Source organism: Streptomyces sp. NPDC056347, assembly GCF_042262625.1.
Classification (GTDB): Bacteria; Actinomycetota; Actinomycetes; order Streptomycetales; family Streptomycetaceae; genus Streptomyces.
The window spans coordinates 1-10,405 of record NZ_JBHJQP010000231.1 but is presented as its reverse complement, the minus strand read 5'-3'; the positions used below and the strand labels follow the sequence as shown (position 1 = coordinate 10,405).

12 protein-coding genes are annotated in these 10,405 nt (G+C 70.0%); 7 read left to right on the top strand and 5 right to left on the bottom strand.

Annotated elements, in window-relative coordinates:
* Positions 1 to 60: 60 nt before the first annotated feature.
* A complete protein-coding gene (locus tag ACFCV8_RS33245) occupies positions 61 to 822 on the bottom strand; it encodes a transglycosylase SLT domain-containing protein (RefSeq protein ID WP_376689229.1) in 762 nt (253 codons plus the stop codon).
* Between the two features lie 418 nt (positions 823 to 1,240).
* Here ACFCV8_RS33245 and ACFCV8_RS33240 point away from each other — a divergent pair, with 418 nt between their 5' ends.
* A complete protein-coding gene (locus tag ACFCV8_RS33240; RefSeq protein WP_376689228.1) occupies positions 1,241 to 2,386 on the top strand; it encodes a GAF domain-containing sensor histidine kinase in 1,146 nt (381 codons plus the stop codon).
* Positions 2,379 to 3,023 carry a response regulator gene (locus ACFCV8_RS33235; RefSeq protein WP_376689227.1) on the top strand — a complete coding sequence of 215 codons (645 nt, stop codon included), beginning with the start codon at positions 2,379 to 2,381 and terminating at the stop codon, positions 3,021 to 3,023. The genes ACFCV8_RS33240 and ACFCV8_RS33235 overlap by 8 nt, the downstream gene beginning before the upstream one ends.
* A gap of 43 nt (positions 3,024 to 3,066) precedes the next feature.
* Here the strand turns inward: ACFCV8_RS33235 and ACFCV8_RS33230 are convergent, their stop codons facing one another.
* Positions 3,067 to 3,852, bottom strand: a complete 786-nt coding sequence (locus ACFCV8_RS33230) for a hypothetical protein (RefSeq protein WP_376689226.1) — start codon at positions 3,850 to 3,852, stop codon at positions 3,067 to 3,069.
* A 142-nt stretch (positions 3,853 to 3,994) separates the two neighbouring features.
* Here ACFCV8_RS33230 and ACFCV8_RS33225 point away from each other — a divergent pair, with 142 nt between their 5' ends.
* The 4 genes from ACFCV8_RS33225 to ACFCV8_RS33210 all read left to right on the top strand — a co-directional run bounded on the left by ACFCV8_RS33225 (position 3,995) and on the right by ACFCV8_RS33210 (position 7,294).
* The gene (locus tag ACFCV8_RS33225) at positions 3,995 to 4,792 is read left to right on the top strand and encodes an ABC transporter ATP-binding protein (protein ID WP_376689225.1); all 798 of its coding nucleotides are present in this window, start codon (positions 3,995 to 3,997) and stop codon (positions 4,790 to 4,792) included.
* 134 nt (positions 4,793 to 4,926) lie between these two features.
* Positions 4,927 to 5,355, top strand: coding sequence for an NfeD family protein (locus tag ACFCV8_RS33220; RefSeq protein ID WP_376689224.1), 429 nt, complete (start codon positions 4,927 to 4,929; stop codon positions 5,353 to 5,355).
* Between the two features lie 153 nt (positions 5,356 to 5,508).
* Positions 5,509 to 6,465: an SPFH domain-containing protein gene (locus ACFCV8_RS33215; RefSeq protein WP_376689223.1), complete on the top strand. Its 957-nt coding sequence runs from the start codon at positions 5,509 to 5,511 to the stop codon at positions 6,463 to 6,465.
* Between the two features lie 61 nt (positions 6,466 to 6,526).
* The gene (locus ACFCV8_RS33210; protein ID WP_376689222.1) at positions 6,527 to 7,294 is read left to right on the top strand and encodes a sulfite exporter TauE/SafE family protein; all 768 of its coding nucleotides are present in this window, start codon (positions 6,527 to 6,529) and stop codon (positions 7,292 to 7,294) included.
* A 60-nt stretch (positions 7,295 to 7,354) separates the two neighbouring features.
* On the opposite strand, the gene ACFCV8_RS33205 is transcribed toward ACFCV8_RS33210, so the two are convergent.
* The 3 genes from ACFCV8_RS33205 to ACFCV8_RS33195 form a co-directional block, all read right to left on the bottom strand.
* On the bottom strand, positions 7,355 to 7,861 hold the full coding sequence (locus ACFCV8_RS33205) for an HNH endonuclease (protein WP_376689221.1): 507 nt from the start codon (positions 7,859 to 7,861) through the stop codon (positions 7,355 to 7,357).
* A gap of 159 nt (positions 7,862 to 8,020) precedes the next feature.
* On the bottom strand, positions 8,021 to 8,551 hold the full coding sequence (locus tag ACFCV8_RS33200; protein ID WP_376689220.1) for a YbhB/YbcL family Raf kinase inhibitor-like protein: 531 nt from the start codon (positions 8,549 to 8,551) through the stop codon (positions 8,021 to 8,023).
* A 54-nt stretch (positions 8,552 to 8,605) separates the two neighbouring features.
* Entirely contained in the window at positions 8,606 to 9,388 is a 783-nt protein-coding gene (locus ACFCV8_RS33195; protein WP_376689219.1) for a sporulation protein, read from the bottom strand.
* Between the two features lie 73 nt (positions 9,389 to 9,461).
* Between ACFCV8_RS33195 and ACFCV8_RS33190 the strand changes: the two genes are divergently transcribed.
* Positions 9,462 to 10,103 carry a DNA-3-methyladenine glycosylase gene (locus ACFCV8_RS33190; protein ID WP_376689218.1) on the top strand — a complete coding sequence of 214 codons (642 nt, stop codon included), beginning with the start codon at positions 9,462 to 9,464 and terminating at the stop codon, positions 10,101 to 10,103.
* Positions 10,104 to 10,405 lie beyond the last annotated feature (302 nt).

Sequence of the window (10,405 nt, the reverse complement as noted above, 5' to 3'; positions counted from 1 at the left end):
CCCCGTGCGGGGTGCCGCCCTTCGGCGTCGACGGTGGCCGCCCGGCGGACGGGCCGCCGGTCAGTACGCGCTGTTGACGTTGTCGATCGAGCCGTACCGGTCGGCCGCGTAGTTGGCGGCGGCCGCGATGTTGGCGACCGGGTCGTAGATGTTCGACGAGGTGCCCGGGACGTGGTACGCGTTGAACGTCGGCTGGATCACCTGGAGCAGACCGCAGGACGGGGTGCCGTTCTGGGCGTTGATGTCCCAGCCGTTGACCGCGTTCGGGTTGCCGGTCGACTCACGCATGATGTTGCGGTGCAGACCGTCGTACGAGCCGGGGATGCCGTGGGACCGCATGATGTCGAGGGCCTGCCGGATCCAGCCGTCCAGGTTGTTCGCGTAGACCGGGGTACGGACCTCGGAGCGGCTGGCGGCCTGCGGCTCGGCGCGCTTGGCGGCGGCCTCGGTCCGCACCGCCGCGGCCCGGGCCCTGGCGTCGGCCTTCGCCTGCGCCGCTGCCTTCGCCTTGGCGGCCTTGGCCTTCGCGGCTGCGGCCTTCTTGGCCTTGGCGAGGTCGGCGGCCTTCACCAGCTTCTCGGCGGTGGAGTGCTGCTCGATGATGCTGGCCTGCACGGCCTTGGCCTGCGGCGTACCGGCGGCCGACGCGAGCACCACGGGGACGCCGGACACGGCGGCCGCGGCCTCGGGCTTGGAGTCGGCGTTGGCGGGGACGAGCGAGAACGAGAGCGCGGCGGCGGCCATGGCCGAGATACCTGCGACGGAGAGCTTCTGGGTCTTGTTCAGACGGCGGCGACGGCCGGTGTTGCTGGACGCGAACATGCAGACGTACCTCTTCGAATCGCGGGAGTCCTCACGGAGGACGAAGACGGGAAGCGTTCTTTCGCATCTCCGTCGGGGACGAGAGCAATTCTTAGCGCCAGCAAAATCTGCTGGCAAAGGTGTGACGTACGAACCCGGGTAGTGGACCGGGTACCCGCTCGGGTGTGACGGCCCCCGCTCATGACCACTGATGTGGCGCTTACGTGTCCACTAGCCGGCTTCGTAAGTGATGTGGGTCCTATGCGCGGCCTCACATCGGCCGCATAACGAACTGACCAACCGTTGCTTCAGCAATTCAGAGGGTTAGATCCAGGCCCGCACAGCGGTGGCTCGGACGTACGGCCTAGGCCCGGCGTCCCAATCCGGGGCCGTCCACAGGCCGATACGGCGTTCGAACCCCGCCGGTACCGTGAGGCACATGAGCCACCGCCCACCGTCGGGTCTCTCAGCCGTGAGCGCCGCCCTGCTCGCCATGAGCAGGCACCTGGAAGTACGCGACGTCCTCAAGACGATCGTCGCCTCGGCCCGCGAGCTGCTGAACGCCGAGTACGCCGCCCTGGGCGTCCCCGACGACCACGGGGGCTTCGCCCAGTTCGTCGTCGACGGGATCAGCGACGAACAGTGGAAGGCGATCGGCCCGCTCCCCAGACAGCACGGCATCCTTGCCGCGATGCTCCACGAGACGAAGGCCGAACGCCTCGCCGACGTCCGCAAGGACCCCCGCTTCGAGGGCTGGCCCGACGCCCACCCCGACATGTCCGACTTCCTGGGCCTGCCCATCAGGGACGGCGAGGAGACCATCGGCGCGCTCTTCCTCGCCAACAAACGCTGCCCCAAACCCGAGGGCGGCTGCGGCTTCACCGCCGAGGACGAGGAACTGCTGGGCATCCTGGCCCAGCACGCCGCGATCGCCCTCACCAACGCCCGCCTCTACGAGCGCAGCCGGGAACTCACCATCGCCGAGGAGCGCTCCCGCCTCGCCCACGAGCTGCACGATGCCGTCAGCCAGAAGCTCTTCTCGCTGCGGCTGACGGCCCAGGCGGCGACCGCCCTGATCGACCGCGACCCGGCCCGCGCCAAGGGGGAGCTCCAGCAGGTCGCCGCACTCGCCGCCGAAGCCGCGGACGAGCTGCGCGCCGCCGTCGTCGAACTGCGCCCCGCCGCACTCGACGAGGACGGGCTCGTCGCCACCCTCCGTACCCAGATCCAGGTCCTGGACCGGGCCCACACCGCCCGGGTCACCTTCGAGAGCCTGGGCATCCGGGCCCTGCCCGCCGCCCAGGAGGAGGCCCTGCTCCGCGTCGCCCAGGAAGCCCTGCACAACGCGCTGCGCCACTCCGGGGCGGAACACGTCGACGTCACCCTGGCCCGGCACGGCAGCGGCACACTGCTGCGGATCACCGACGACGGCCGCGGCTTCGAACCCGCCGCGACCCGCCGGGCCGGCCGCCATCTGGGCCTGGTCTCCATGCGGGACCGCGCGAACGGCGTCGGCGGACGGCTCACCGTTGAATCGGCGCCCGGCAAGGGCACCACGATCGAGATGGAGGTACCCGGTGGCTGACAGAACCATCAGGGTGCTGCTGGTCGACGACCACCAGGTGGTCCGCCGCGGTCTGCGTACGTTCCTGGAGATCCAGGACGACATAGAAGTGGTCGGCGAGGCGGCCGACGGCGCCGAGGGCGTGGCCCGGACCGAGGAGCTCCGCCCCGACGTCGTCCTCATGGACATCAAGATGCCCGGCACGGACGGCATGGAAGCCCTGCGCAGACTCCGCGAGCTGGAGAATCCGGCCAAGGTCCTGATCGTCACCAGCTTCACCGAGCAGCGCACCGTCATCCCCGCCCTGCGCGCCGGAGCCTCCGGCTACGTGTACAAGGACATCGACCCGGAAGCACTGGCCGGCGCCATCCGCTCGGTGCACGCGGGCCACGTCCTGCTCCAGCCGGAGGTGGCCGGCGCCCTGCTCGCCCAGGAGGACCCGGGCGGCGGCACGGGCCGGGGGAGCACACTCACCGAACGGGAACGGGAAGTGCTCGGGCTGATCGCCGACGGCCGCTCCAACCGCGAGATCGCGCGCGCCCTGGTCCTCTCCGAGAAGACGGTCAAGACACACGTCTCGAACATCCTCATGAAGCTGGACCTCGCCGACCGCACCCAGGCAGCCCTCTGGGCCGTCCGGCACGGCGCCGTGGACTGAGCGACGGGCGGGTCCGGGGCCGCCCCGGACCCGCCCGGACGGTCTACCGCCGCCGCTCCAGCTCCTCCACATAGGCGTTGTACGCCGCCACCTGCGCCCGCCGCGCCACCCGCTCCACCGGCCGCAGCGCCTCGCCCCGCGCCGCGATCTGCGAGGCGCTCACCGCCCCGCCGTGCCCTTTCTCGTACGCCACCGAGATCAGCAGCCCCACCCGCTGCGCCAGCTCCAGCACCCGCACCGCCCGCGGCGGATACCCCGGGGCCAGCACCTCGCGCCCCCGCTCCGCCCGCGCCCGGTACGCGTCCACCGCCGCCTCGGCCACCGGCCCCGAACCGGCCACGTCCAGCCGCGACAGCACCGCCGTCGCGTCCCGCAGCCCCTCCGCGAGCTCCCGCTCCGCCTCGCCCAGCGACGGCACATCGGCCGGCGGCGCCTCCCGCACCGGCAGACACCGCCACACCACCTCGACGTGCAGATCCCCCTCCGGCCCCGCCTCCCGCACCTCGGGAACCAGCCCGTACGGCGCGCCGAACGCCACCACCGCCTCCTCGGCCTCCAGCGCCCGCGCGTTGAACTCCGGCGGACCGCTCAGCCCCAGCGGATGCCCCGGAGCGGGCAGCGCCACCCGGAAACCGGTCACCCCCAGCCCCCGCAGCCGCCCCAGGGCCAGCGTGAGCCCGACCGGCCCCGCCTCACCCGGAAGTCCCCCGACGCGGTGCACCGCGTCCTCCCCGACAATGGCGAGCGCGGCGTCGTCCGGCGACACCAGCCCCGCCAGAAGCGCGTTCCCCCATGCGGCCAGCCGTCCTGAGCGTGGTTCCGAAAGCATGGGACCAGCGTAGAGAACCGGCCCCGCGCCCGTCCTCACGCGGGCCCAGCGCCGGGCACACTCGTCCGGTGGCGTAGATTTCCTGGGGAGCCGTGCCCACAGGCACCGACGATCTCGACACTGCATGGGGAGACAACGCGCCATGAGCGATGTACTGGAGCTGGTGGACGTATCCGTGGTCCGCGACGGACGCGCTCTGGTGGACGATGTCTCCTGGTCGGTCAAGGAGGGGGAGCGCTGGGTCATCCTCGGCCCGAACGGCGCCGGCAAGACCACCCTCCTCAACATCGCGTCCAGCTACCTCTTCCCCAGCTCCGGCAGCGTCAGTGTCCTCGGCGAGCAGCTCGGCGGTGTCGGCACCGACGTCTTCGAGCTCCGCCCCCGCATCGGCATCGCGGGCATCGCCATGGCCGAGAAGCTGCCCCGCCGCCAGACCGTCCTGCAGACCGTGCTCACCGCCGCGTACGGCATGACCGCCACCTGGCACGAGGACTACGAGGCCGTCGACGAGGAGCGCGCCCGCGCCTTCCTCGACCGGCTCGGCATGACCGAGTACCTCGACCGCAGGTTCGGCACCCTGTCCGAGGGCGAGCGCAAGCGCACGCTGATCGCCCGCGCCATGATGACCGACCCCGAGCTGCTGCTCCTCGACGAACCGGCGGCCGGACTCGACCTCGGCGGCCGGGAGGACCTGGTGCGCCGCCTCGGCCGGCTGGCCCGCGACCCGTACGCCCCCTCCATGATCATGGTCACCCACCATGTCGAGGAGATCGCCCCCGGCTTCACCCACGTCCTGATGATCCGGCAGGGCAAGGTCCTCGCCGCCGGTCCGATGGAGACCGAGCTCACCTCCCGCAACCTGTCCCTCTGCTTCGGGCTGCCGCTCGTCGTCGAGCACACCGGCGACCGCTACACGGCCCACGGCCTGCCGCTCTCCTGACCCCCGCGCCCGGCCGACGGGCGACGAGGACGACACGAATATCCCGACCCGCCCGCCCGGCCCACGTGCCCGGCGGGCGCAGTGGCTCGCTCGCACCCTGTCCGCGAGGGCGTCCGCGGTTCTACCATGGCCCCGTGGACATCGACGCGTGGGTGTGGTGGCTGATCGGCGCGGCGGGACTGGGCATCCCGCTCGTCCTGACCGCGATGCCCGAGTTCGGCATGTTCGCCGTCGGCGCGGTCGCTGCGGCTGTGGTCGCGGCACTCGGCGGCGGCATCGTGGCCCAGGTCCTGGTGTTCCTGGTGGTCTCCGTGGCACTGGTCGCGGTGGTCCGCCCGATCGCCGCGAGACACCGCTCCGACCGGCCCCGACTCGCCACGGGCATCGACGCGTTGAAGGGCCGTCAGGCCGTTGTCCTGGAACGGGTCGACGGCAGCGGCGGCCGGATCAAGCTGGCCGGGGAGATCTGGTCGGCCCGCACGTTCGACGAGGACCAGAGCTTCGATCCCGGCCAACAGGTCGATGTCGTCGACATCGACGGAGCCACGGCAGTCGTCATGTGACCGAACCGTCCACAAGACAGCGCGTGTTCTGCCAGACTCGATGTCGATCATGTCGATCATCATGAGCGCGGGGCCGGCCCGACCGCCGACCCCCATCATGGAATCGACCTCGATCATCGCGATCCGTCGGCAACCGAAGGGCAACGAAGAACGATGCAACCGATCATCATCGTCCTGATCATTCTGGTGGTGCTCGTCTTCATCGCCCTGATCAAGACGATCCAGGTCATCCCCCAGGCCAGCGCCGCCATCGTCGAACGCTTCGGCCGCTACACCCGCACCCTCAACGCGGGCCTGAACATCGTGGTGCCGTTCATCGACACCATCCGCAACCGCATCGACCTGCGTGAGCAGGTCGTGCCGTTCCCGCCCCAGCCGGTGATCACCCAGGACAACCTGGTCGTGAACATCGACACCGTCATCTACTACCAGGTGACCGACGCCAGGGCCGCGACCTACGAGGTCGCCAGCTACATCCAGGCGATCGAGCAGCTCACCGTCACCACGCTCCGCAACATCATCGGTGGCATGGACCTGGAGCGGACCCTCACCTCCCGCGAGGAGATCAACGCGGCCCTGCGCGGCGTCCTGGACGAGGCCACCGGCAAGTGGGGCATCCGCGTCAACCGCGTCGAGCTCAAGGCGATCGAGCCGCCCACCTCCATCCAGGACTCGATGGAGAAGCAGATGCGCGCCGACCGTGACAAGCGCGCCGCGATCCTCCAGGCCGAAGGTACGCGCCAGTCCGCGATCCTCACCGCCGAGGGCGAGAAGCAGTCCGCGATCCTGCGCGCCGAGGGTGAGGCCAAGGCCTCGGCGCTGCGTGCCGAGGGCGAGGCCCAGGCGATCCGTACGGTCTTCGAGTCGATCCACGCCGGAGACCCGGACCAGAAGCTCCTCTCGTACCAGTACCTCCAGATGCTCCCGAAGATCGCCGAGGGCGACGCCAACAAGCTCTGGATCGTGCCCAGCGAGATCGGCGACGCCCTCAAGGGCCTGAGCGGGGCTTTCGGCAACCTCGGCAACGGGGCTCCGGGCTTCGACACCGGCAAGGCGGCCCCGGGCCTCGGCATCGCCAAGGAACGCCGGGAGGAACCCCCGGTCGAATGACGCGTACACGCCCCGTGCATGATCAGTGCACCAAGCACCGATCATGCACGGGGGATACGCCATGAACATCTGGGAGATGCTCGCCGTCTTCGCGGCGGGCATCAGCGCCGGCACGATCAACACGATCGTCGGATCGGGAACGCTGATCACTTTCCCCGTGCTGCTGGCCACCGGCCTGCCCCCGGTCACGGCCACCGTCTCCAACGCCCTCGGCCTGATACCCGGCTCGGTCAGCGGCGCCATCGGTTACCGCAAGGAACTCGAGGGCCAGGGCCGCCGCGTACTCAAGCTCGCGATCGGCTCCCTCATCGGCGGCCTCACCGGTGCCACCCTGCTGCTGTCCCTGCCGTCCACGGCCTTCGAGACCATCGTCCCGATCCTGGTGGCCCTGGCCCTCGTCCTGGTCGTCCTGCAACCCCGCATCAGCAAAGCGGTCCAGCGCCGCCGCGAGACCACCGGCGGCCCCGCCCGCGCCGACGGCGGGCCGCTCCTGTTCATCGGCCTCATGCTCGCGAGCGTCTACGGCGGCTACTTCACCGCCGCCCAGGGGATCATCTACCTCTCCCTGATGGGGATGCTGCTCGACGACACCATGCAGCGCCTGAACGCCGTCAAGAACGTCCTCGCCGCGGTCGTCAACAGCATCGCCGCGCTCTTCTTCCTCTTCGTCGCGGACTTCAACTGGACGGCCGTCCTGCTCATCGCCGTCGGCTCCGCACTCGGCGGCCAGATCGGCGCGAAGATCGGCCGCCGCCTCAGCCCCGTGGTCCTGCGGGTGCTCATCGTCGCGGTCGGCACGGCCGCCATCGTCCAGCTGCTGCTCCGCTGACACATGGAAGCCCGCCTCCCCCCGGAGGCGGGCTTCCGTACCGCGACACGCGTACGCCGACTACGCCGCTGCCCCCTCCAGCCAGTCCGGCAGTCCGGTCGGCTCCCCGGCCCCCATGGCCAGCAGCATCGCCTGCGCCGGGGACGGTACGAACGGCTGCCGCAGCAGCGGCATCCCCGCCTGCTCCGGCGTCCGGGCCGCCTTGCGGTGGTTGTCCTCGGCGCAGGACGCCACCGTGTTGAGCCAAGTGTCCTGACCCCCCTGGGCACGCGGTACGACGTGGTCGACGGTGCTCGCCCGCCGCCCGCAGTACGCGCACCGGTGCTGGTCCCTGACCAGCACCCCCCTCCGGGACCACGGGGCGTGTCTTCGGAACGGCACCCGTACGTACCGGCAGAGCCTGATCACCCGGGGCGCCGGAATGTCCACGGCGGCACCGCGCATACGGAGACTGGGATGCGACTGCTCGACGACGGCCTTGTCCTGAAGGATCAGCACCACCGCACGCTTCAGCGTCACCGTCGACAGCGGCTCGAAGCTCGCGTTCAGTACCAGCGTGTCCCGCATCTCGCCCACCTCCCGTGTGCCGCCCGCCCCCTGGCAGGCCCGGATCAACTCTGGCCGGGCGGGCCGTGATGGACAACGCAATAAAAAATGCCCTGTCCTGGTCTCTCCAGGACCAGGACAGGGCAAACAGCGGTGGAACACCCGGTTCGACGGGGGACCCTAGGCGGGACCCGTGTACTCACCGATCAGCTGGGCACGGCCCAGGGTGTGGAACCGCAGGTTGAACCCGACGACCGCGGGCGACGCGTCGCTGTCGACCCCCAGCTTCCCGGTGTCCACCGCGTACACGGTGAACACATAGCGGTGGTTCTCCCCGGCGGGCGGCGCGGCACCGCCGAAGTCCTTCGACCCGTAGTCGTTGCGCGCCTGCACGGCACCGGCCGGAAGCCCCTCGAAGGTGCCGCTGCCCGCTCCGGCCGGCAGCTCCGTGACCGACGCGGGGATGTCGAACAGCACCCAGTGCCAGAACCCGCTGCCGGTCGGGGCATCGGGATCGAAGCACGTCACGGCGAAGCTCTTCGTCTCGGCCGGGAAGCTCTCCCACCGCAGCTGCGGCGAGGTGTTCCCCGCCGCGAACACCTGGGCGTCCGCCAGCACGGCGCCGGGGGCGAGATCCTCGCTCGTCACGGTGAACGACGGCACTTCCGGGTGGAAGTCGTGCGGCAGCGGGGCCCTCTTCGGCTCGGTCACGTCAGCACCTCTCCTGATGGCAGTACGGGTCGGTCGGCAGATCCTGCACCGACCCTAGAGCCAGTTGCGCTGGCCGCCGACCTGAGCCAGCCACTGATTGAGGTACGCCGCCCAGTCGGTCCCCTGGAAGTCGTGCAGCCCGACCTTGAAGGAACGGTAGGTGTCACTGCCCTCGGTGAAGAGGCCGCCCTTCTTGTCCATCTCCAGGACGACGTCCATCTCGCGGTCGTCCGTGACGAACGACAGCTCCACCTGGTTCAGACCGCGGTACTGCTGTGGCGGGAGGAACTCGATCTCCTGGTAGAACGGCAGCCGCTGACGCGTCCCGCGGATGTGACCGCGTTCCATGTCCGCGCTGTGGAAGCGGAATCCGAGCTGGCCGAAGGCGTCGAGGATGGCCTGCTGCGCCGGAAGCGGGTGCACGTTGATCGGGTCCAGGTCACCGGAGTCCACCGCCCGCGCGATCTCCAGTTCCGTGGTCACGCCGATGTTCATGCCGTGCAGGTGGTGCCCGGCGAATACGGTGATCGGCGTCTCCCAGGGGATTTCCAGCCCGAAGGGAACGACGTGCGTGGCCCCGGCCCGAATCTGGAAAGCGCCGCCGAGCCGCAGCTTGGTGAACTCGATGTCCTGCTTGGTCTCCGTGTCGTGGCCCTCGACCTCGACCCGGGCCTGCAGCCCCACCGAGAGTCCCTCGATCTGCTGATCGACGGAACCGCCCTGGATCCGCACCTCGCCCTGCACGACCCCGCCCGGCACGACGTTGAGCTCGGAAAGCTCGGTCTCCACCGAGGCGCCACCGGCGCCGAGGCTCGCGAGCAGCCGCTTGAAGCCCATGTTTACTCCTCCTTGGTCCTGACCCGTACATACGCGCCACGACCGTTGTCGGTTCCCGGTAACCTCGACCGCCATGATCGAGGGCTTGGACCGTACGCCGTTGCCGCGCGACTTCTTCGACCGCCCCGTGCTGGACGTGGCACCAGACCTCCTGGGCCGCACCCTGGTGCGCGCCACGCCGGACGGCCCCATCGAGCTCCGCCTCACGGAAGTGGAGGCGTACGCGGGCGAGGCCGACCCCGGATCGCACGCCTTCAGAGGCCGCACGGCGCGCAATGGCGTCATGTTCGGACCGCCCGGCCATGTCTACGTCTACTTCACCTACGGCATGTGGCACTGCCTCAACCTGGTGTGCGGCCCGGAGGGCATGGCCGGCGGGGTACTGCTCCGCGCGGGCGACATCAGAGTCGGCACGGACCTCGCGCGTCTACGTCGAAACTCGGCCCGCAACGACAAGGAACTGGCCAAAGGCCCGGCCCGCCTGGCCACCGCCCTCGATGTCGACCGTGCCCTGAACGGCAGCGACGCCATCGCCCACCCCGGCGCCCCGCTCTCCGTCCTGCACGGCACCCCACCACCGCGTGACCAGGTACGCAACGGTCCACGCACCGGAGTGGGCGGCGACGGAGCCACTCACCCCTGGCGGTTCTGGATCGACGGGGACCCCACAGTGAGCCCCTACCGGGCCCACGTGCCACGCCGCCGCGCGACTTGACTCGCTCTTGGGTGACCCCTAATGTAGCCCGAGCCGCTTGAAACGGGCGTTGCCGTCGGCGTGGTCCATCGGACCACAACCGAACAGCCCGGAGCGGCCAACTACTACCTACGATTCACCCTGGCGGGTGCGATTTCGGCATGCCGAAATTCAATCCCTTTGACTCGATTATGAGTCGCCAAAGGAATCGGCTAACGTGGTGGACACGCCGAAAGGCAAAGACCTTCCAGCAGGTCACCGGAATTCAAATTCGGACCGGAAACGGAACGAGAAAGAGTCTGGTAAGGTTGGAACCGCCGGAA

What these genes read in the sequence shown, in the direction of transcription:
- ACFCV8_RS33190 (WP_376689218.1), top strand. Translation starts at nt 9,462, where the DNA reads ATGATCGAGGGCTTGGACCGTACGCCGTTGCCGCGCGACTTCTTCGAC.
- ACFCV8_RS33225 (WP_376689225.1), top strand. Translation starts at nt 3,995, where the DNA reads ATGAGCGATGTACTGGAGCTGGTGGACGTATCCGTGGTCCGCGACGGA.
- ACFCV8_RS33210 (WP_376689222.1), top strand. Translation starts at nt 6,527, where the DNA reads ATGAACATCTGGGAGATGCTCGCCGTCTTCGCGGCGGGCATCAGCGCC.
- ACFCV8_RS33205 (WP_376689221.1), bottom strand. Translation starts at nt 7,861, where the DNA reads ATGCGGGACACGCTGGTACTGAACGCGAGCTTCGAGCCGCTGTCGACG.
- ACFCV8_RS33245 (WP_376689229.1), bottom strand. Translation starts at nt 822, where the DNA reads ATGTTCGCGTCCAGCAACACCGGCCGTCGCCGCCGTCTGAACAAGACC.
- ACFCV8_RS33230 (WP_376689226.1), bottom strand. Translation starts at nt 3,852, where the DNA reads ATGCTTTCGGAACCACGCTCAGGACGGCTGGCCGCATGGGGGAACGCG.
- ACFCV8_RS33240 (WP_376689228.1), top strand. Translation starts at nt 1,241, where the DNA reads ATGAGCCACCGCCCACCGTCGGGTCTCTCAGCCGTGAGCGCCGCCCTG.
- ACFCV8_RS33195 (WP_376689219.1), bottom strand. Translation starts at nt 9,388, where the DNA reads ATGGGCTTCAAGCGGCTGCTCGCGAGCCTCGGCGCCGGTGGCGCCTCG.
- ACFCV8_RS33215 (WP_376689223.1), top strand. Translation starts at nt 5,509, where the DNA reads ATGCAACCGATCATCATCGTCCTGATCATTCTGGTGGTGCTCGTCTTC.